Origin of the sequence: Bifidobacterium sp. ESL0745 (assembly GCF_029433335.1) — a bacterium.
GTDB lineage: Bacteria > Actinomycetota > Actinomycetes > Actinomycetales > Bifidobacteriaceae > Bifidobacterium.
The window spans coordinates 1,284,892-1,306,744 of the sequence record NZ_JAQTHX010000001.1; the positions used below are offsets into that span (position 1 = coordinate 1,284,892).

General features: G+C 52.5%; 13 protein-coding genes, 1 tRNA gene and 1 pseudogene. 4 read left to right on the forward strand and 11 right to left on the reverse strand.

Translation table 11 applies throughout. The features are described from left to right. Positions 1–106: 106 nt before the first annotated feature. From PT275_RS05100 to PT275_RS05115, 4 genes are all read right to left on the reverse strand, one after another. Positions 107–505: a VOC family protein gene (locus PT275_RS05100; RefSeq protein ID WP_277153669.1), complete on the reverse strand. Its 399-nt coding sequence runs from the start codon at positions 503–505 to the stop codon at positions 107–109. A gap of 192 nt (positions 506–697) precedes the next feature. Next, on the reverse strand, positions 698–1,189 hold the full coding sequence (rpsI, locus tag PT275_RS05105; RefSeq protein WP_277148890.1) for a 30S ribosomal protein S9: 492 nt from the start codon (positions 1,187–1,189) through the stop codon (positions 698–700). Positions 1,190–1,210: 21 nt separating this feature from the next. After that, on the reverse strand, positions 1,211–1,660 hold the full coding sequence (gene rplM / locus PT275_RS05110) for a 50S ribosomal protein L13 (RefSeq protein ID WP_277143808.1): 450 nt from the start codon (positions 1,658–1,660) through the stop codon (positions 1,211–1,213). A gap of 194 nt (positions 1,661–1,854) precedes the next feature. Beyond that, on the reverse strand, positions 1,855–3,165 hold the full coding sequence (locus PT275_RS05115) for an InlB B-repeat-containing protein (protein WP_277152937.1): 1,311 nt from the start codon (positions 3,163–3,165) through the stop codon (positions 1,855–1,857). A gap of 787 nt (positions 3,166–3,952) precedes the next feature. Here PT275_RS05115 and PT275_RS05120 point away from each other — a divergent pair. Then, complete coding sequence (locus tag PT275_RS05120; protein WP_277152939.1) at positions 3,953–4,165, forward strand: hypothetical protein; 213 nt, start codon at positions 3,953–3,955, stop codon at positions 4,163–4,165. Positions 4,166–4,814: 649 nt separating this feature from the next. Here PT275_RS05120 and PT275_RS05125 read toward each other — a convergent pair. Then, the gene (locus PT275_RS05125; protein ID WP_277153670.1) at positions 4,815–5,465 is read right to left on the reverse strand and encodes an AbrB family transcriptional regulator; all 651 of its coding nucleotides are present in this window, start codon (positions 5,463–5,465) and stop codon (positions 4,815–4,817) included. A gap of 309 nt (positions 5,466–5,774) precedes the next feature. Then, positions 5,775–6,377, reverse strand: coding sequence for a YigZ family protein (locus PT275_RS05130; protein WP_277153671.1), 603 nt, complete (start codon positions 6,375–6,377; stop codon positions 5,775–5,777). A gap of 595 nt (positions 6,378–6,972) precedes the next feature. Here PT275_RS05130 and PT275_RS05135 point away from each other — a divergent pair. Beyond that, the gene (locus PT275_RS05135; protein ID WP_277152941.1) at positions 6,973–7,611 is read left to right on the forward strand and encodes a GNAT family N-acetyltransferase; all 639 of its coding nucleotides are present in this window, start codon (positions 6,973–6,975) and stop codon (positions 7,609–7,611) included. A 110-nt stretch (positions 7,612–7,721) separates the two neighbouring features. Here the strand turns inward: PT275_RS05135 and PT275_RS05140 are convergent, their stop codons facing one another. From PT275_RS05140 to PT275_RS05155, 4 genes are all read right to left on the reverse strand, one after another. Further along, a complete protein-coding gene (locus tag PT275_RS05140) occupies positions 7,722–14,363 on the reverse strand; it encodes an FctA domain-containing protein (RefSeq protein WP_277152943.1) in 6,642 nt (2,213 codons plus the stop codon). Positions 14,364–15,028: 665 nt separating this feature from the next. After that, complete coding sequence (locus PT275_RS05145; protein ID WP_277152945.1) at positions 15,029–15,475, reverse strand: DUF2165 domain-containing protein; 447 nt, start codon at positions 15,473–15,475, stop codon at positions 15,029–15,031. A gap of 77 nt (positions 15,476–15,552) precedes the next feature. Further along, positions 15,553–15,639: transfer RNA gene (locus tag PT275_RS05150), tRNA-Ser, on the reverse strand. 289 nt (positions 15,640–15,928) lie between these two features. Further along, the gene (locus PT275_RS05155) at positions 15,929–16,822 is read right to left on the reverse strand and encodes an EamA family transporter (RefSeq protein WP_277153672.1); all 894 of its coding nucleotides are present in this window, start codon (positions 16,820–16,822) and stop codon (positions 15,929–15,931) included. Positions 16,823–17,257: 435 nt separating this feature from the next. Here PT275_RS05155 and dinB point away from each other — a divergent pair. Next, positions 17,258–18,424: pseudogene (dinB, locus tag PT275_RS05160) on the forward strand (DNA polymerase IV); the annotation flags it as partial. A 957-nt stretch (positions 18,425–19,381) separates the two neighbouring features. Here the strand turns inward: dinB and PT275_RS05165 are convergent. Further along, the gene (locus PT275_RS05165) at positions 19,382–20,362 is read right to left on the reverse strand and encodes a CPBP family intramembrane glutamic endopeptidase (RefSeq protein ID WP_277152947.1); all 981 of its coding nucleotides are present in this window, start codon (positions 20,360–20,362) and stop codon (positions 19,382–19,384) included. A 481-nt stretch (positions 20,363–20,843) separates the two neighbouring features. Between PT275_RS05165 and PT275_RS05170 the strand changes: the two genes are divergently transcribed. Beyond that, positions 20,844–21,824 carry a hypothetical protein gene (locus PT275_RS05170; RefSeq protein ID WP_277152949.1) on the forward strand — a complete coding sequence of 327 codons (981 nt, stop codon included), beginning with the start codon at positions 20,844–20,846 and terminating at the stop codon, positions 21,822–21,824. Positions 21,825–21,853: the final 29 nt, after the last annotated feature.

Consider the following 21,853-nt stretch of genomic DNA (forward strand, 5'->3'; position numbering starts at 1 on the left):
TGCATCATCATGATTACCGCCGTCACAGATAAGCCAGCACGTAAGCCGAACCGGCCGCCTAGGTTCTTGGACGCTAAGAATGCGTTACGCGCAGTGAACCATCGTCTCAGACGATCTGGCAGAACTCGATGGTCTCGCGGTTGGGGCCGTAAACGTTGAAGTAACGGATGCCGTTCTTCCAGAACGTGGAGATCGACTGAATCTCCTTGTCCTTAAGTTCAAGGCCAATCGCCTTGGCATTTTCGAACGCGGCCTCGATGTCGGGGGTGTCGAATGCCCAGTGGTTGATGGCGCCATCCTTCATCGCCACCGGATCGCCTTCCCAAGTCTCGATGGTCAGGTGGCCATAACGCAGGAACGCGCAACGGTTCTTGCCGTTCGGGAAAACGCCGACCAGCTCGAATCCCATTTTCTTGGTGTAGAACTCGATGGTTTCGTCAAGATCCTTGGCCGGCATGCCGGAATGTTGCAGATCGGTGGTGAAATCGGACATTGGTTTCATGATGGCTCCTTTGAGCTTGTTAAATGTCGTGAAGCTGAATCTACTTGCAGACCTTGACTACCGGCACGAGCGGTTGATCGGCTGATTTTCATCGCATACCAGGCAGAAATCGCGTCCACAGACCGCCAAGAATACAAAAATCCCTCCACAACCATTCGGGTTGGGAGGGATTGAAAACAGCTTTGAAGACGAAAATCAACGCTTCGAGAACTGAGGCGCACGACGTGCCTTGTGCAGGCCTGCCTTCTTGCGCTCCACGACGCGGGCGTCGCGAGTGAGGAAGCCGGCCTTCTTGAGCGCGGCGCGGTTGGCGTCACGGTCAATGGCATTCAGTGCACGGGCCACGCCGAGGCGGATGGCGCCGGCCTGACCGGTGGTGCCGCCGCCCTCAACGAGGACGATGACATCGAACTTGTTCTCAAGCTTGAGCAGAACGATCGGGGAGTTGACCTCACGCTGCTGCAGACGGGAGGGGAAGAACTCCTCCAGGGTGCGGCCGTTGATGGTCCACTTGCCGGAACCAGGAACCAAACGCACGCGGGCGATGGCTTCCTTGCGACGACCCGTGCCGTAGCCCGGGGCGATGGTGGAAGCACCGGTGCCAGCACCGGCGTTGGTTTCAGTAGTAAATGAAGTAAGTTCCTCTTCGGTCTCTTGAACCGCGGAGTTATTGGTATTTTCAGCCATGATTCGTTATCTCCTCTCGGTTCACTTGGCCTGCTGCGAAACCGCAGCGATCTCAACCGGCTGGGGCTTCTGCGGGGTGTGCGGGTGATCGGGACCAGCGAAAACGTGGAGACGATCGAGTTCAACCTTGGACAGGCGGTTCTTCGGCATCATGCCCTTGACCGCTTCGCGGACGATGCGCTCAGGATTGCGCTTGAGCAAATCGGCGTAGCTATCGGCGCGAAGGCCGCCGGGACGACCGGAGTGCGCATAGAGCACCTTGTCCATCTTCTTGCCAGTCAACGCGATCTTCTCGGCGTTGATGATGATCACGTGATCGCCCAAATCGGCGTTGGGAGCGAAAGTCGGCTTGTTCTTGCCGCGCAGCAAAAGCGCTGCCCTGGTTGCAAGCTTACCCAGCACCACGTCGGTGGCGTCAATGATGTACCAGTCGTGAGTCAGATCAGCTGGCTTCGGTGTGAAAGTTTTCACGAGTGTACCTTTTCTTTATATTGTGTTCCCGGCCAAATCGGCAAAACCTTGCGATGATGCCTTTCCGACCGCTTTATCCGTGGGCTCCCTGAAAGTCCTAGTGCGAGTGGGAAAGCGCTTTGAAGGACCCCTCTAGGGAAACACAACAACTCACCATTGTACCTAAACCCCCGACTAACTGCAACACGGAGAAATCAGCGCTTCATGGCGAGGCGCCGACGGCGAGCGCCGACCACCATTGCGAGCATGCCGGCAAAGATCGCGGGGAGCAGGATGTGGTGCCACCACGCGGTTGGGGCATCGCCACCGGTCATGGGCAGCGAGCTGACCACGGGCAGCGTGGTATCGAACGTCACCGCCGCTGAGACGTTGGGCTCGCCAGTGCCTACCAGCGTCGGCTCGGCGGCGGCAGGGGCGTCCTTCGCCTGCATCTGCGAATTGCCGTTGAGCACTACACCATCACTGGGCACCGGCAACATGAAAGTGCCTTCACCGGAACCTGAAGTTGGACAGGTCGCACCTGAAACGGACGCGGTTCCATCGGTACAGGTCAACGTCGTGGATGAAGTTGACGAGCCGGTCGGCCAAGTCACCGTCACAGTGAACTTCGTTTCCTTGACACGACTGGTCTGCTTGATGGCATCACCACTCCACACCACGCCCGACACCGTGCGCGCGTTCTTGTTGAACGTCGTATCCGCAATCACAGGAGCGACCACATCAGCCTGCTTGCCCGCAGAGAACGCGTAATCCGAATTACCGGCGGACCCTGTCACCAGCAGTGCGCGGAACACATACGACATACCTTGGCCGACATGATCGGCATCAGATAAGGCTGACATGGGGAATGTCGCCGACCAATTGCATGCGGTCGACGTACACAATGTCGTGTTCAGAGTCACGTCATTCGCCGCCGCAGCAGTACCTACACTCGGCGTAGTCGAGCTCGGGCTGTCTTTCGGCATCAACGAAACTTCGATCTTGTCGCTTGCCTGCAAGGCATAAATATTGGCCCCTTGCGGAACGGTTCCTAAAACCTTTACCTTGTCAGCAACACCGCCGTTCATCCAGGGGAACACCAGATCATTCGACACGGTGGGAGTAGGCATCCACACTGCATAAAGTATCCGGTCTGCTACTCCGCCCAAAGGCAAGTCCACTACTTGTCCGGCCATGTAATCAGCACTTGAAGGCGTGGAAGTCTTGCTCCACCCGGAAAAGCGATAACCTGAACGAGACATTACCGAGGCTGCCGGCAACGTTACTGAACTGTCAACCTGATCCGGCCAGTTAATCTGCAAACGTGTTGGGACATCAATCGTCGAACCACCATTGACATCAAAAGACACCGATGGCGAGGACACAAGCCCATACCACTGCTTGGGAGAACCAGCATTGGGATGGATACCGTCAGAAAAAGGCTGACCTTTCCACAGACCATCTTGTGAAATCCACTGCTGGTTGTTCCAAGTTTGATCATCACCGTGCAGATATGAATTTTTCAATGGCCGCAGCCAGATGTTTGGATTTAGCTTCAAAAAATGAAGATTCCCACCACAATGTTCAAAAACACCTTTAAAACCAGTATCCGGAACATTCCTGATATCCCAAGACGACAAATCCAGTTGTGTCAATGAGGTATCCTCTCTAAACATAGTCTGCATATCCCCAAACTTGGAAGTGTCCCATTTATCCAAACCGATAATCTTGGTAAGAGATGACATCGTATCGAATAGACCCATGGTATCGATACACTGCAATTGGGAAAAATCCAATTTACCGACATCGGCAACGCGAACTCCCGCCAATCCTAGAAACAGAGACCATGCATCTAGAACCTTGATATTCCCAGTCACTTCAATTTTCGTAATGTCGTACCGCTTGTACCAAGCCCATTGACCTCCATTACTGACCCACGGCGCGAAATATCCTTGATTCCCAAAATTTGGAATGGTTCCGCTTTCAAGCTCAAGTACGCAATCATTGCCGTCACTACTAAGTTGAATGTTATAAAGTAACGTTCCTCCAGAACCTGACCACGGATGATGTCGCGGAACCGTATTGCATGTGACCCCTTGTGGTGAAACCACTGTTGTACTTTGCGGCGGATCAGATTGGGGACCTACCTGCGGAGAAGTGTCAGTGGCCGGGGAATCGGGCTGATTAGCAGCCCCCCCCCGTTCGAATCTTCATCTGCAGAAGACGCATGATTCGAATCAGATGAAGTGGAAGCCGTTGACGAGGAACTTGAACCGAGCGAAGCATCGTTTTCAGACACCGAAGCAGAGGAAGATGCTCCTGAAGATGAAGGGGCCTTCGCCGACGAAGGATCTTTTTGACCAGAATCTGAGGAACCGGGCTTTTTACCATCCGCGACATCTTTCCTGCCTGAACTCGAAGCACCAGAAGACGCGGATGAACCAGCAGGTGCAGCTGGTATCGAAGATGGAGACGTCTGATTCTGAGATGAAGAACCCTGTTGAGGTGCGGATTGTGAAGGATTAGATACCGTTGACGAATTTGCAGCCGTACTTGTAGTCCCTGTAGCAGACGGATTTTGTGCCGAAGACTGGGAAGTAGTGGAGACATTAGGGATTTCCGACGCGAACGCAGCTGGCTGGGCGACACTGAACGTGACAGCCAGGGCGACAAGCCCCGTCAGCAATTTGCCAGCCATTCTACGCACACCCATATCAGACTCCCCTTGTACACACATCACGACTACAACACCAAACAACTCTGTAATAAGTATCTAACTAATACAATACTGCACATGCCTATCACTTAAATATACACAACCGTGGGCATATTTTGCCATACGCCTTTTTAATCAAAAAAGACCGGTAACTGATTAACAAAACATCAGAAAAATTATCCGATACAACCTACTCCTCTTGTACCAGCAATCGGCGGAATCTAATACTTCTAAACTTTCAAATACAAAAGCATGCGCTCCTATGCGCAACCCATCATTCATCACACAACAACACAAGCAACACGATTAAACGTTTCGGCACTCCTCTGGGCGAACCTTTTAATCAGCGATTATGCCGCTCACAAGACAATCCTGCTGGAAAACATATGTTTTGAAAATTCAACACATACGAAAATCAGGGGGAAATATCTTGCCGTCAGTATTAATAATGCACTACCCTCAAGCGAGGCGTTTCTGGGCGGCATGCTGGACATCGACGGAGGGATCCTGCGCAAGCTTGGACAAAGTGGCCTGCGAGCAGTTCGGGTTGAGCGCGACGGCACGACGGACCATTGCCGAAAGGATTGCTGGGGCGTCCGGCTCTGATTCGACGCCGAGTTTGCCTAGGAAATCAAGCGTATCGGACGTGGTTTCAGGGTTCTGCGCGCCCTCAAGTCGCATCTTCCACGAGGTCCGTGGATTACGCAATGCGGCCTCACAAACCTCGCTTACCTTGTCTTTGGTAAGTCTGCCGACCAGCCAGTTCTTGTCGGCGGTATTGGCGGCGACGGCCTTGCGGACCTCATCGTTCTCGTCTTCGGAAAGCTTGACCAGAATGTTCGGGAACGGCATGGTTTCTGCCAGGAAAATGCGGTCTTCAAGCGGGGTGTGCTGGTTGCCGGCCACCGCCTCAAGCAATGCCGTGGCACGGGAGAATGCTGCCTGATCGGACTTCGGAGGCAGCGGCTTGCGGGCGGCAGCGCTCAATTCGGCGGAATCCTCCGTATGCCGGAGTTCCTCGTAGCTGTCGGTCAGCGGCTCGAAATCGACATTATCAGCCCCATCATCACTGCCGGAATCGTTGGAATCATCGGAATCACTGGAATTCAAAGTCTCGTCGGAACCGGAATCATCCAAATCCGATGAATCATCATCGTCATCGTCGAAATCATCCGAGGTATCGTCAAAATCGTCGTCCTGCCCGTCCGAAAATTGCTGCTCGTCGTCGCTTCCGGCCATATCCGACTCTTCCGAAGGCTCTGCCCCACCAAGTGAAGCCTCATCAACCGGCGTTTCGCCCGTCTCTTGACCCATATTATCACCCTGTTCCATTTCACTCATGGCTCCAGCTTAACGCGAGGCGGAGAGCCCTTATCAAGACAGAAACAAAGTTCGCAACAATAAAATAGGCATCGTGCGCTAAAGACGCAACAATCTTGCGCGGGCGTTGAACGCCTCGCGGACGCGCGCCTCAAACGCTTCTGCCGCGGCCGATGGAATCGCAAAACGCATGGTTACTCGGTCGGTGAATTCCCTGGATTCCTCGTTGCCGCCGACCTCTGCCAGCAACTGCTCGAAACGGCCCAGCCACGGGTATTCCAGCACGACGCGATAATGCTGCATCGGCACGATCCGCTCAATTTTTGCCGCCTTGACCGCCATCGAAGCGGCTGTGGAATAGGCGCGGATCAGGCCGCCTGAACCCAGAAGAATGCCGCCAAAATAGCGAGTGACAGCGATGACGCAATCGGTGAGCTTGCCCATGCGAATCACGTCAAGAATCGGCTTGCCCGCGGTACCGCTCGGCTCCCCGTCATCACTCATCCGTTCCTTGGCCGAACCTTCAGTAGCACCGAGGATCGCTGCGAAGGCGACGTGACGGGCCTTGGGATGCTTCTCACGCACGGATTGCACGAACGCGAGCGCCTCGTCGAGGGTCTCGATATGGCAGGCATCACCGATGAATTCGGACTTCTTTTCGATGAACGAATCCTCTGCGGGTGCGCTGGTGGGATTGTCAATCGTGGAAAACCCATCGATGATGTCGTTGTGACTGCTGCCCACCAATGCCCCTTCCGGTTCCTCAAAATGAAAAATACCGATAATTCCACTTTACTTTTAGGCTCGGGCACAATGTCAAAATTTTTCCATTACCGCACTATGAGCCGCTACCGGCCTACGAAACCGCGGATTGACGCCGTTTGTGCCGTCAAACGCGCACCCAATCCAGATAAGTCAAATGTGAAAGTTTCTAATCTAAGATATCAAACCATGGATTTTGAACCGCTGCGGGCAAAACGTCTGCTAGACTGGCCGACTAAGGAGCAGAGGACAAGGGTGTACCTCAGCTCCCCATACAACCCAGCGACACCGGCGGAATCCTTCGACTTCCATGAAAACTGTCAGTGTTTTTCAATTGCCGCGCTCCCCCAATTCCCGCGGCTGCAAACTGCGACTTGCGTGATTACCGCTTTGCCGCTTAAGGTGAATCGCTTCCATGGTAAGTGACATCCCGGCCACATCCCAACCGCTGCATTTGCCGTTTACCTTAAAACATTCCCAGGGTAAACGACATTCCGGCCATTCCCAACCTCACGTTTGTTCCTATAATAATGCTATGCAAATCACCACCGAACGACTCATTCTGCGTCCTTGGAAACATGACGACCACGCCGAGGCCGAATCTCTGTTCCGTTATGCCAGTGACCCCGAAATCGGGATTCGCTGCGGGTGGATGCCACACCGCAATGTCGAGGAAAGCCTGAACACTCTCGATAACGTCTTCACCGGCGACGAAAACTATGCCATCACTTTGCGCGGCAACGACAGCCCGATCGGGGCCATCGAACTCAAGAAAGCCGAGCCCGGCGACCATGCCGGCGAATTCGTGCGGGAAGCCATTGACGGACATAGCCTCTTCGAAGGCGTTGACGAAAGCAAGCTGGAACAGGCACTCGCCCACGACGACGGCGACCGGGTGCTCGGCTACTGGATCGGACGGCCGTTCTGGGGGCAGGGCATGATGACCGAAGCGCTGCAGGCGATGATCCGGCACGCGTTCGTAGACCTAAAATGCAACGCCGTGTGGGGCGGGCACTATGTCGAGAACCCCGCTTCCGGCAAAGTGATGGAGCATTGCGGGATGCGGGCAGTGTGCCGCAAGGACGGCGACTACTTCCCGCTGATCGACCGCAGCTACGACGCCATTTTGCGGGTGATTACGAAAGATGAATGGGAACAATCTCAAAACGCATAGCGTCGGCCAGTTTGCATCATTTTATTGTGCAACAGGCAAAACCCTCAAAACGTATAGCGTCGGCTCTCAACGGCAGCGGTCGATGAGAGCCGACGATGATCAATGAGCTACTATTGATCGGCGTGTTTTCTGCGCAGGATGATGGAAATCCCTCCCAGTCCAAGCGAAAACGCAGTAACCAACGCAATCAAAACCGCTTCACTTCCAGTGGTGGCCAATGCCGTATCCAGATGCGAAGCTGTCACGTTCTGATTGCCGCTAGGAATTCCGTCATTGCCCGGAAGCCCATTGCCACCAGGAATCCTGCCATTTACCGGGAGACTACCGGCGCCAGGAATCTTGCCAAGCACAGAGAGTCCGCCATTGCCGGAAACCCCACCATTGCCGGGTTTCTCCCCGGAACCTGGAGCCTCACCGCTGCCAGGCGTCTCACCTGTGCCGGCCTTGATATACTCGTCGACAAATACCGGGTACTTGCCGTCTTTGGTGTCGTACGCAACCGAGGCAACGTAACTGCGAGAAGCTGAGTCATACTTGACCCTTACCGTAGCAACGTACTGGCGATTGTCATACATGACATGTTCCTCGTTGCCGGCAACGTTGGAGATGGTGTATTTCCAAACGCCCCCATGCGTAAACCGGATACTGCCGAACTCGGCATGACCATCGGGAACGCCAAGCGCACCTCTGAGCGACACCGGATTGGCATCCACAAAATACTTGGAACCGTCAACCGCGCTGCTACCCTGCGGATTGGCCTTATCCCCGACCAGCCGGACAGAGTACTTGTTGTTCTCCATCATCATATTATGAAGCACCAAATCGGCAGGCAACGTGACTTCAGCGGCCTTGGGAACATATTTGTCGACCATGTCCAGAGTGTCCTTGTCCGTATCGTACTTGGCGGATTGCACGGTCAATACTCCGCCGCTGTCGGCAACCACCACGGTAAGCGTGTGGTCGGCGGTGTCGCAGGTCAAGGTGTCGTCCGTGCAATGATGCTGGCGGATAATGTAACGGTAAGTGCCGCCATGATCAAACTTGATACCGGCAAACTGGTATTTGCCGTTGCGATCGTTGTGCTTCGTCTCAAGACGATTACGAGAAGAATCCAGCAGATCAAAACCGAATTCGCCGTTTTCGGGGTTTCGCTTGGCATCGTCGGGAGAGCCGATGGACACCGAGCCGGAAGGCGTGTAGGTCACCGAAGAAGGATCGTAGACGTTAGTGAACGTGATGCCGCCGACAGGGACGCCGGTACGGGTCAGCGACAGATGGCCCTGCAGGTCGTCGGTCACCACATCCCGTACGTCGAATGTCTGCGGATCGCAACTGATGCCGGGAACCGAATTCACCATCTCGGAAACCCGGTACTCGCGCGTGCCCGCGGTGGCATAGGATATGGTGCCCAGATCGATACGACCTGCGGCGTCGTTGGAGGCCGTCCGGTCATAGGACGTGCCGTTGACGCCTTTCATCGCGAAGGTGAAATCATTGCCTTTGAGGTTATACGTACCGATCCCGCGATTGCGAATCAGCTTGTGCGCGATCAGAGCGACGCTCACGGGAGTCGGCACATATCTGTTGTTGAAGGTGGGGACGTTGCCACCACCGTCATTGGTCGCGCGGGCCACGAGAGCATGTGTATCGGGATTGTAGGTGACGGTCACCGTCTGGGTCACGGTCTTGCCGTCATACGTCACGCCGCCTAGGGAACCTTGGGTTTCGGTGTAGGTATACGTATGGGTACCCAAGTCCGTATACGTTTCGTTGGCGAACTTCACGCTTCCGTCGGCGTCATTGGCCTTGGCTGCCGCGACTCCGCCGTCGTGCTTGACAACGGTGAACTCATCGCGGTTCAAGTTCCTGCCCGTCAGCGTTACCTTAGCAGTGGGCGTGAACGAGGCAGGAGCCGGCGTGAAGCGATTGACGAAATGCGTCTTGGCGGGAGTGGTGGCGACGAGATTGCCGTTGCCGTTATCGGTTACCGTTACCGAATAAGTCTCGGTATGACTGTCGTAAGTCAACGTGGGATCCGGGTGCGATGGAATCGTCTGACGGAACGTATACGTATAGGTCCCGGGGTCGGTAAAGGTGATGACGCCGATGCCTATACTGCCGTCAGCGGCATTGGAGCTATGGGACGCGGAACCCGGACTCGTCGTGCTGGGCATTGGTTCCGTACCGGTGTCACCGGTCAACGCGAAATCGAACTCATTGCCCTTGACCGGACGGCTGACCGAACTCAGCGTGGAATCGATCTTGACATCGGACTGAGGAGTAACCGACACGGGGGCGGGAGTATAGACGTTCTCGAAATAGTTCCCGGTCCTGCCGGGCGAGGCGCTTGTGGTTTGCGTATCGTGGAGCTGACCCATACCATCATCCGTTACGTGGTCGTGAACGGTATAGACCGTATTGTCCTTGCTCACCCCGCCAAAGGAATTATTCTCCTGTTTCAGCGTGCATTCATAATCCCCGGCCGAAGTAAACCAGGTGGTCGGGAGGGTTATGTCGTCTTCGTAGGAATAGATGGTATCTGGAGCTTCCTGCCCACAAGTGAAGGTGTACGCGAATTGTTTGCCGTCAAACGGCCTGTCGGTGCCATCGGCATTCTTGAACTTCTGGGTAAAGTGCAGCCGATTGCTTTCAACCGACCATGCCTCATAGGTGTTGGTGAATGCAAGCACTGAAACCGGATTCCCGTCAGAATCTTTACAGCTGACGCTGACGGCTCTCTTGAATGTGGAAAGATCGTCGGTAATCTTTACGGCCACATAATAATTTGAACTATCAGAGGTAATTCCATGTTCGTAATACGAAGCTTCCGAAACCGTATAGGTGTAATAACCCGTACCGGGATACTTGGAAACATCAATGGGAATATCCTTCTTATCACCGTTGGTCACGGTAACCGTTGAAGGTATGGCATCGTTATCATAATCACCAGTGCGTTGGAAGTTGAAATCAAATGAATCGCCAGGTCTCCAGTCCCTGCCCTTCAACGTCTTGCGAATGAAAAGACTATATGATCCATCCACAGTAAACGAGGCCTTAAGGGCGAGATTGACATCGTCGACATGGAATTGGGAATCATACATGGTATCTACCGTTGGGAACGTTTCGGAAAGATCCATATACGGGGTGTGGTTGTAGCCGAACCTTGCAGGTTTCGTATATTCACTTCCCGTTGCGCCCAGAGAAACGTTGGACGGCACCTGGAATGTCTTCACCGAATACCCGGAACCTGGCGGAATATTGCTGAAACTGTACTCTCCGTCCTCATCGGTGGTGGCGGTCTCGGGGGCGCCCAAGGTTGAGCGCACGGTATTGCCGGTGTCGTCGACCAATGTGACGGATCTATGGGACATCACTTCGTCATGGCCATAATCGAATGTGCCATCGTCATTGACATCAACCCAGATTTTGCCAGAAACCGTACGATTGACAAAGTCATAGTCCGCCTGGGAATCATTCAGATTGTCATACCAATAAAAAGTACCTGTCTGGCTTGCCCGATTGGTGTTGTATTCGATGGAGACGTTGTACCTGCTATTGGGAGACATGGTGGGAGGAACAATGCCTATCACCACGGGATTGAACGATGCAGGGACAGTGACCGTCCCGTCAGGATTGACCGGCAGGGTATCCCAGCTTTTGATGGTTGCTTCACTGAATTGAACATGGGTAGTCCACTCGTCACATTGATAAGACTGATCATTGGAATAATAGATCTTATCGACAAGAGAACCACCTGTATTACTGATACGAAGCGACCTGACCTTGTTCAACTTGTCATAAGGAAGGCCCTCAACAGCGTAGGAGCTTTCGTTGGTTCCGGTGAAATTGCCGAACATCGTCTGGCTTTTCACCGTGCCGTTGTACTCATTGATGGGACTTGCCTCGATTCCTATGGCTGACTGCGAGGTCTTGGAAACCTTTTGATCGGCGCCTCCACAGTGTGCTGAAGTACCGGAATCATCTGTCAGATCGAAAGAGATGCCGGAAAGGGAGTCCGCATTATTCACATCTTTATCAGGATCAAGAACACTGCCTATTTTCAGTGCGACTCCCAGGGCAATGCCATAATGACCAGAATTGCCTATCTCTCCTATGGACTTGTTGAATTTCCATGTCAGGACCGTCGCGGTATCAGCGCTGTTCCTCGACTGACTGAATTGGTAATCCATGCTCATCGGGTCAAAAGAATGTTCCCCATAATCCCAGCATCCCCAACTGGACGAAACATAACAATCATGGGAATAGAATTTGGTGGAATTGGGCTGGTACGACAGCTTCACGCTATCAGGCAACGTCAGCTTAAGCGTGAAGGCCCTCGTGATATCAGGGGAAGAACGAGGTACTTCGATACTGAGCAGATGGTTGGATGTTCGTTCCCCATTATCGATGTCATACACCCCGTAGTAGTTATCTACATCTCCCCTATCATTGATCCGAAGTTCTTCCTGATATCTTTTAAAAGTGTTCGTCGCTTTGCAAACGTCGGTGGTGACGCTCGGAGTGCTGGAGAGCATCTTGTCGACATTATCGGACAGATACGAATACCATGCCGAATGTTCCGTAAGGCTTGAATCGACCGCTTGCAAATCCGGCAGTGACCACACAGCGCCGAAATCCCCAACTGTAAATGTATCGCCTACATGCAAAGAGGCATTCTTGGTATACGCTGTTTCGGCGTGCAAATCATTCGGGCTATAAGACACACCATACATGTTGTCGTAGTGAAAAACAGCCTTGGCGACGACAACGCCATGGCTCTTGGCATCAGCGAAATTGGCGTACCAATGATACCCGGAAATATCCGTGGAGGCAGCTTCTGCAGACGATAATCCTTTGCCATTTGACTGAACACCATAAAAATCAGAATGGTCTGCGACAAAAGGAGTCATCATATGAGGATTTGCGTCCACCATATCGATATTTTTGCTGATTTTAGTGACAATCACCGCCAGAGGAGGCTTATCGCCATGATAGGTCATATTGAGACTGCACATACTGGAAACATATCGGTCAGTCGAATACTCCGGTATCGCTTGAGCAGAGCAGCCAGCAGTGGCAAACTGAAGATTGGGCTCAGGCTTCTTTTTAATCGTGACGGTTATCGAGTTGCGCTCACCGTCATACATATCGATGGTTCCATTAACCTTTCCGGAAAAGCCCCAGGAATCTACAGTATTGGATGAAGCCTCCGGAGTCGTCAGATCCGGATTCAACTCGACAAACATCCTATATTTTGTATGCATCTTGGATGCGGTATCGCCTTCGCCTTCAGAGGTATCGCTCATCCTCAGATTCGTAACGGTAATACTCGTGGCCCCAATGGAATAAGGATTGGTATGATCAGCAATGGAATCCTGATTGTTCTCAAGTACCTCCGTCAGGTATTCATATCTGACATCCATCGTGGAAGGCTTGTTCCGATTATCAAAATCCCTGGAAAAGGTCGCCGTATAATTTTCATCGCTTTGAGGCTGATATGCCCCGATCGCATTGGTATTAAAAGTAACGGTATTGGTGACATCTACGAAATACCCATAAACACTGGCGCCCTTTTCCGGGTGAAGCGTGTGGGACAGATCATGATACCCGACCTCAGATTGGTTGTCGAGATTGGCATTGGCAAACACACTTTTTAGACCTGAGCTGACCTTAAACGAGGCGACGGTATTCGATATGTAGCGCGAATCGTCATTGTTTTCCAGCTTGACGGAAACCTTTGGCGTGATGACAGTCCCGTTTTTATTGGTCGAATCAGGCTTGTAGTTGATGTAGAACTTGCCATCGCCCGGAATGACATTAGGGATGGTGTCCGTGTGCTTGATGTACTTTTTAATCAGATACGTGTCAATCCCATGAGAACTGGATGCCGGACGTTCCTGCCAATCCTTGGCAGCAGCATCAGTGGCCCAGAGCATGCCGCCGATTGTGACTGAACTGGGAACCTCAATCTTGACAACCAAAGTCGCATCCTGATACGAATCCGTATTGTCGTGGGGCTGCATGGCGAACTTATAATTTACCGTAACAATGTCATTGGTGCGCACGGTGCCATTGGTGTAACTGCTATCGTGACCAGGATTGTCATCCGAATCCAGGGCAGCACTGCCATCGTGCATAGGCAAATCGCTATCGTAGGTAAACGAAGAAACGTACGCATAGTCTTCGCCATAATATCGCAGTAGCGGAGAATTGCCGGATCGCTGGGACTGTGCGCTGACGCTGCTGTCCCTGCTTTTCAATGAAGGATAGACGGGAGAAATGGCGGACGACGCTGTATCGCTGGCGGGAGCGCTCCCTGTCTTCTGACCCTGAACCTTCACTGCGCTGGAGGCATCCTTGCTGGCACCAGCATCCTTACTACCGTCAACATTCTTGCCGCCAAAGGTGTCTTTATTGTTGGTCTCGCTGTTGCCGGCACCGGTTTTGCCGACAACAGCATTTTTATTGCCATCATCGCTTCCATTACCCTGGGGCTTTACGGCATTGCCAGCGTCCTTGCCGCTGCCCGATGGACTTTCGCTGTTTTGAATCTTCGCAGAACCGGTAGCGGCACTTTCCCTATTTTGAATTGTTGTTGAATTGGCAGCGCTATCACTGCCGACCTTCCCCGTATTGCTATCCTGAATCTTGGTACTGCCAGCAGCAACCTCACTGCTCATACTGGATTGAGACTCGGGAACCGCTGCCGGTTGTGCGGCAGAAGCAGACGAAACACCCAATCCCATAGCCATTGCGGACGCAATAATTACAGCTAATTCCTTACGGAATCTCATTTTTCCCCCAATTAAACCACCAAAATAAATTAATCCCCTTAATTTATTGGCTTTTCCTATCTTATATGTTGAAAAATATAAAAGGGTTTATTGTGTAGAAATAGATAAAAGTATTGCAGATAGCTGAAATATATGACAACTACAGAATTATTATAGACTAAAGTTTTAATAATCAGATTAAAGAATTGCTGTTCTCGCCATTTTAAAAAGCCTTCGAAATGACCAACAATCTTCAAAATGAGATCATACTTCTGATCTTCAACGAAAATCCCAGCTTCCAATGCTTGATATAACGGGCCTAACCCCACGAATCTAAAACAAGCCCCCACTTACACACGTGGTTCATGGATTGAGATGCAAAAATCGCATAGAAGCTTTAAAGAATGTTCACACTCGCTTTGAATCCACCGCTTCATGGTTAGAAAAAAGCGGCCATGCACAAAGCCATTTTTGATTCAGCAAGCCTTCGGTCCAATCGGTATTCTCACTCCATAATCTCAATGAAACGAATGCAAAGCGCGGCTAACCAATGCAGGGAAATCCAACAGGGATGCGATTAAACGCAATGTGCGCGAGGCATAACTTGTAAGGAACAATCTTATAAACGAAACCTGTAGGTCAAATCAAGATTCAGCGTTTTTCTCAGCCTTTTCCGCCATTCCGGATTCTTCAGCATTTTCGGCCTTCTCTCCGCCGCTAGGTTTGAATACCGGAAGCGTATAGAAAATAAGGAAACCGATCATGATATTGGTAATTTCCATCGCGATAGGCTGGCCGTTCCACGTTTTCGACTGCCACATATCGAACCATTCCGAACCGATGATTTCGAATCCGCCATACCAAATCAGAATGGACAGAATGAACATGATATAACCGCAGGTCTTGGCTTTCGAAAACTCGGCGTCGCTCTTGTTGACCGCGCGGATCAATTTATAGGTACCGATGAAGCCAGTGATCGTAATGGCAAACTCGCAGCAAATCAGGAAAAGATACGAGACAATCCAAAGCGCAGGATACGGCAGCGCTCTCCACAAGACGGTATTGGTTGGAGGAAGCGTGTCCATCGACATAATGGGGTTATAGGCCAAAAAGACAGGCAAAACGGCATGAAAAAGGCTCCCAAGGAAATCCTTGAAAGCCCTGTTCGCGGAGCCGGAGAGATTCGAACTCTCGAACCGCTTGCGCAGTTAACACCTTAGCAGGGTGCCCCTATCGGCCACTCAGGCACAGCTCCGAGCTGCGGACGCATGCGCGAACGCAACATTTCATTACTATAACAGCATCCGGCGACTCGCGCCACCCCGAATTTCGCTCGTGTCTTCTTCCTTCGTGGTTTCCAAGTCCATGACGACAACGGATGCGACCGATGACACTGCATGTGCACCTCTACATCATTTCTCGGGCAAGCAAGACGGACGAACGCCTGTCAGCACACTTGGCGTCCCAGTTTCCTGCATCACTCCATCATTCCCACCGCCAGCAACGGCGATAAACTTGACTGTCAAACGTACGGCGCCCGACTCTCACATCGTTTCCGGATCAGGCACGTGGTGGCCGGAGAACGTAATCACCACGGCGACAATGACCAGCGCGACGCCTGCCAAATCCCCCAACGTCGGAATCTCGCCAATGATCAGGCCAACAAGCAGAGCCATCACAGGATTGATGGCCTGAATGACGGAGTATCGGGCAGAACTGACCCGGCGCATGATGACCTGGTCGATGATATACGGCACGAATGAAGCGAAAACAGCAACCACCATCATCACGCCGAGCAACTTCAACGCACCAAACCCACCGCGTGCCCATGTCGCACTTGGCTTGGGACTGATGACGCCTTTGACTGCCGGAACGGCAAGGAAAACGGACTGCACCAGCCAGCCAATCAGCATGCTTACGGTCAAGGAATCGAGCGGATTTGAGCGCCGAGCGACCATGCGGCCGAAAATGATATACCACCCCCACATCGCGCCATCAATAAGAATGGCGATGAGACCGATCATAAAGTGCGGATATTTAGCGGGATTTGAGAACGATACGCCAGCCAGCAGCACCACGCCGCCTGCCGCGAGAAGGATACCAACACGTTCACGCCAGCTATGGCCGGTGATGACGGCGACGCCAAGCGGGCCGACGAACTCGATGGAGACGGCGATGCCCATATCCATGTTGCTCATGCCCAGATAAAACAGCGTGTTCATCAGCATCACGGAAATGCCCGCGAGCGCGACAATCCACCACTCGCGCGAAGTGTGCGGCAGGCCGCCGCGTTTCGCTTTCGAAAACGGATGACGCCAAATCAGCATCAGAATTGCCACGAAACCGACGCGGTACCAAGCCGCAAGCAGCGGGTCGAGCTGGGTAAACGCCAGTTTGGCGACCGATGTGGCCAGGTAAATCATCAGGCCTTCGCCCATAATGATGAGAACCACCGGAATGCGATTGAACACGACATCCAGGCGGGAACCGGGAGGTTCGATACGCGCGGATCTCGGCTTTTCGGATTGTTCGGACTGCTTAGACTGTTCAGACGGGTTTTGAGACGAAACTGATGAGGGCGGCATAATCATCTAAACTACACCACGTTGACTAATAGTTGAAGTGTGTTTTACCGCACGGTGACAACGAAACGAACCGGCTCAAACCAGGTGGATTCATTATGTCGCAATGCAACAATCCTGTTTTGATATTTTTTATAACATAGCAGGACCATTGCTTACACGACAATGACGTTGCTTGTCCAATTCCCTTTCGAACGACTACGATTGCCGTTGCCCTACTTTCGGTATGCTATCGAGCATAGAATTTCACGGCCAGAAAGAACCGTGCCACCCCGCAATTAGAATGGGGGCATGAGCACAGCACCAAGAAACGCCGCCGCGAAACGCGACTGGGGTCACGACGAGACCGGTTGCACGGTGCTGCATATCGACATGGATGCCTTCTACGCCTCGCTGGAAACCGCGCGACACCCTGAGCTGCGCGGGCGGCCTGTCATCATCGGTTGGCCGGGTCCGCGAAGCGTGGTGTCGGCGGCCAATTACGAAGCGCGAAAATACGGGGTGAACTCGGCAATGCCGATGGTGCGGGCGCGGCAGCTTTGCCCCGGCGGCGCGTACGTGCGGGTTGACATGGCCTATTACCGGATGATGTCAAAACGTATCTTCGACGAAGTGTTCCGGCAGGTCACCGACCAGATCGAGCAGGTTTCCGTCGACGAGGGCTATATGGACGTTTCGAGCGCACTGCTGCGCTGGAAGTCGCCGAGCGTCATCGGGGCCTGGATTCGTGCGCAGGTGGCGGCGCGGTTTGGCATCACCTGCTCGGTGGGCATCGCGGCCAACAAACTGGTGGCGAAAATGGCCTCGACCAACGCCAAACCTGACGGGATGCTGCTAATCCCGAAGAATCGGCACGCCGAATTCGTGCAGATGATGCCGTTGCGCGGGATTCCCGGCATCGGGCCATCGCTGGAGAAACGGCTCAACGAATGGGGTGTCAAAACCGTCGCCGATCTCGCCAAAATGGACGAGACCGCGCTGCTGCAGGCGACGCGTTCGAAAATCACCGCACACAATCTCTATCTCGCCGCTCGTGGTCAGGACGAGCGGCCCATCGTCACCCACGCGCCGGAAAAATCCATCGGCGCGGAAATCACGTTTGAACAGGACACGCGGGATGCTTCACAGGTTCGCGAACTACTCCATCACTGCAGCAACGAGGTCACGCATACCTTGCGCAAAAAGGGTTTGGTGGCGCGGACGGTGACCGTAAAACTGCGGTTTGCCGACATGAGCTATTCCACCAAAGCGCATACGCTCGGGCGACCTATCGATACCGCAGCGGCGATGTATCCAGAATCCGTGGCGCTTTTGAAGGCCATGCTCGGGATGGCGGCCGATGCCGGCGACGACACTCCCCTGCCGCGCGAAATCCGTCTGGCCGGTGTCAGCGCCAGCTCCCTGAGCGCCAAAGGTTCCACACCTGTGCAGCTCACCATTGACGATTTGCTGGATGATACTGGTGGCGATGGCAATAGTGGCAATGAAGCAGCCGGCGGCAAACGCGACAACGCCAGCGATGACAACAATGTCAGTGATGGTGCACTTAATAGCAATGGCGAGGTGCAAAGCGACAAACACAACACTCCCCACACAAGCAACGGCTATGGCATGGCTCAGGGCGACAATCGCAATAACCTCAACGCAAGCGACAACAACAGCCGGCAAGGTAATGACTCCGGCAAACGCGGCAATGCGAGCAACGCGGACAACGCCAACCACAACGATAATGATTACGCCGATACTTCTGGAAGCGATAACAACAAGCCGAAACACAGCATAGCCGCAGATACCTCCGATGGCTCCCGCCAATGCAAATTACCCGATAACGGGAATATCCAAAATCATAGTAACGTAATATTGAATGCAAGCGTTCCAATAGGCGCTAATTCAGCTGCGGGAAACGCCAATTCAAATGGTGGCCGCCAAGCACTAACCGGGATTAAACCCGAAGAAAACCGTGTCAAGCGTGAAGAGCGCATTCGCAGTGCCGAAACCGTACTGGACGCCGTGCGCGAGCGCTACGGAACGGGCGCGGCCACCCTAGGACTGGAGCACGGCGACTGGAAGGCCAAACAGATCGCCAACGACAGCAAACCGGAGCAATAGCAGACCACATTCTTGCATAAGATGCGACGAAAAGCACAAAAATCGAGGCTAAAACGTGCTTTTCGTCGCAGCAAACTCGTAACCGCGACCAAAAGCACGGAAACGCATGCTTTTGGTCGCGGTTAGGAGTTTGTGTTATGGGTTGATCGCACCTTCAAAGGCACTTCGTGCAGACTGGATCGCAAATATCGGCTTCCGGACATCATGCAAGTTCGAAGACATACTACACAACCCACAGCTCGCTCCCAAACGACATGCAATGAAAATCAGCTTTTACTCGTGATTCTTTTGACTTCTATCGCATCTTCAGCAATCCACCATATGGCGTTTGCGCACCCACGCCGGTCGAACCAACATACCCTTGCGCTGGGCATAGACCATCAGCGCGATGCCGGCGACACCCATAAGAATCACCGGAACGATGCTGGCTTCGAGACCGAAACTGCCGCCAGTTATGATGTCGGGACCGGACCATTGAGCCACGAGCCATGAATCCTGCTTGCCATTGCCGGAGACGATGGATCCAAAAATCGGACCCTCAGCGATGTTCCACATCGCATGCTCCCCTATGCACACCCACAGTGAACGGGTGACAAAATACAGCGCCGCCGCCAATATCCCGTCTTCGATGGCAATGGCCAGCCCGCCCCATAGCGAGCCGTCCTGATTGGCTATGTGCATCAGCCCGAACACTAATGCTGAAACCGCAAGCGCACCCCATGAGCCAAGCCACTCCTCGACCAGACGAAGCAGCATGCCTCGCATTATGATCTCCTCGGCGATGCCTGCGCAAATGCCCATGGAGATGATATCGATCCACGGATTGTAACGTGTGGCAAAGCCCGAAACTCTATAGTTTCCCGTCAGAGCGAGGACTCCAACGCATAGTGCAATGGCGGCAAAACCTATGAGGCCGCCAACAATCAGCCCTTTCCACCTGACAAGCCGAAACTCGAGCGGACGGGAACGGTGTTCCATGCCGTAAACAACGACCAGATAACCGGCAATCGCAGCCGCAACTTCAGCCAACATCTCAAAAAACGTAACAGGAGAATGGACGTTGGGCGTTTTCACGGCTTTCAAATTGCCGGTCGTCAAGAGGTATGCGACAGCAATGACCAGCGACGCGACAATCTCCACCAAAACAAATACGCTGAGGAAAGCGAGTCCGCGCAGCAGCGGGTTGAGCCTGCGAGGTTCGGGCGTGCCAATTTCCGCAGCCCGCATACGCTCAGGATGATCTTCAGTAAGTAGATCGCTGGTTCTTATTCTCTGTTTGATATGCATATTCCATAGAATAAAACCACGGATTTACCGACATTATCCGATGCCACGTATGCCCAGAAATCCCCTCATCGAACTGACTCCTCACGAAGCATAGCCGAAGTTGCGACGAAAAGCACGTAAACAGGGTTCTAAACGTGCTTTTCGTCGCGTTGATGGATTGACTGCGACCAAAAGCATGCGTTTCCGTGCTTTTCGTCGCAGTTATGAATTAACACTATCGTTGAATGCGCGTTCAAAGGCACTTTTGCGGTCCAGATAGCAAATATCAGTTCCTGTCCATCGATCAAGACATAAAATTAAACCATCGCTCAATCCAATTCTCGAAGCGTCCTTATCGTTATCCACAACATTGTCCACAGTGGCCGAAGTTTTCTAAGAGTTATCCACGAAACGCCCGGATAATCGTAAAAGAGGCATCATCCGACCACATAACCCCGATTGAGTTGACACCGCCCCCATAGTGCACTTTAACGTGGTGTTCATGAAAATAAATTCGCACCTTTCCGAATTACTGAGACAAACAGAAGCCCATCATCGCTGTCTTCACGCTTGCGAACATCGAGATCAGCAGCGGCTCAGGGTCTTGGTAAAATCCGGCGAACTAACCAGACCGTGGCATGGACTTTACGTACGTACAGCAATCTGGCAAGGACTTGACTCCAATGAACAGTATTTGTGGATAATCAGAGCGTTACACGATTGGCATCCGGAATGGGATTTTGCTGGAATCAGCGCCATAAGCGTTTACGGAATCGAACATCCTTATTGGTTGCACGATCATAAAGAAGTGTTCCTAGCCACCGCCAAATCGATGAGTTCCAGAAAATCAAAAGGGATTCGATATATTCATGTTCCTGAAGTCGTTACGATTCAGTCATCTCAGACTTCGATAACATCCGTTGCAAGATCATTATGCGATTGCGCGACTAGATATGAGTTTCATGAGGTGCTGCCAATGTTCGATTCCGCAATGAGGAAAAATCTGGTCAATGAACAAGCCATCATCAAAGCCAGTGCGAGTGTACGGGTCGCTGACAGTAAAATCCAATCGCTTCTGCACTTTACCGATTGGCACAGCGAAAACTGCGGCGAATCAATATGCCGTGCAATTATGCTCGAAGAAGGATTCAATAAGCCCGATCTACAGAATGAATTTCGAATTCCAACCGTCAATGGAGACATACTTACTTACCGAGTCGACATGACATACCGTTTACCGAACAATGCGCTTATAGGAGTGGAATTCGACGGAATGGACAAATACATCAACCCCGACATGACAAATCATCACAGTATCCGCCAAGTCGTATATGAAGAAAAGGAACGCGAGCACAATCTGCTCACCGCGACCCCAATCCAAAGAATAGTCAGACTCGATTTTAACGATATGATGCAACGTACACCACTAATAAAGAAGCTCAGCGATGCAGGGGTGCCACGCAGCTTTGATTACAAACACTAATGCGACCAAAAGCACGAAAATCACGGTTA

Bases quoted from the DNA above. Each gene is read 5' to 3' on its own strand.
- rpsI (WP_277148890.1), bottom strand. From the start codon at position 1,189: ATGGCTGAAAATACCAATAACTCCGCGGTTCAAGAGACCGAAGAGGAA.
- PT275_RS05120 (WP_277152939.1), top strand. From the start codon at position 3,953: ATGCTCCTGAAGATGAAGGGGCCTTCGCCGACGAAGGATCTTTTTGAC.
- PT275_RS05135 (WP_277152941.1), top strand. From the start codon at position 6,973: ATGCAAATCACCACCGAACGACTCATTCTGCGTCCTTGGAAACATGAC.
- PT275_RS05140 (WP_277152943.1), bottom strand. From the start codon at position 14,363: ATGGCTATGGGATTGGGTGTTTCGTCTGCTTCTGCCGCACAACCGGCA.
- PT275_RS05145 (WP_277152945.1), bottom strand. From the start codon at position 15,475: ATGTCGATGGACACGCTTCCTCCAACCAATACCGTCTTGTGGAGAGCG.
- PT275_RS05155 (WP_277153672.1), bottom strand. From the start codon at position 16,822: ATGGGCGAAGGCCTGATGATTTACCTGGCCACATCGGTCGCCAAACTG.
- PT275_RS05165 (WP_277152947.1), bottom strand. From the start codon at position 20,362: ATGCATATCAAACAGAGAATAAGAACCAGCGATCTACTTACTGAAGAT.
- PT275_RS05170 (WP_277152949.1), top strand. From the start codon at position 20,844: ATGAAAATAAATTCGCACCTTTCCGAATTACTGAGACAAACAGAAGCC.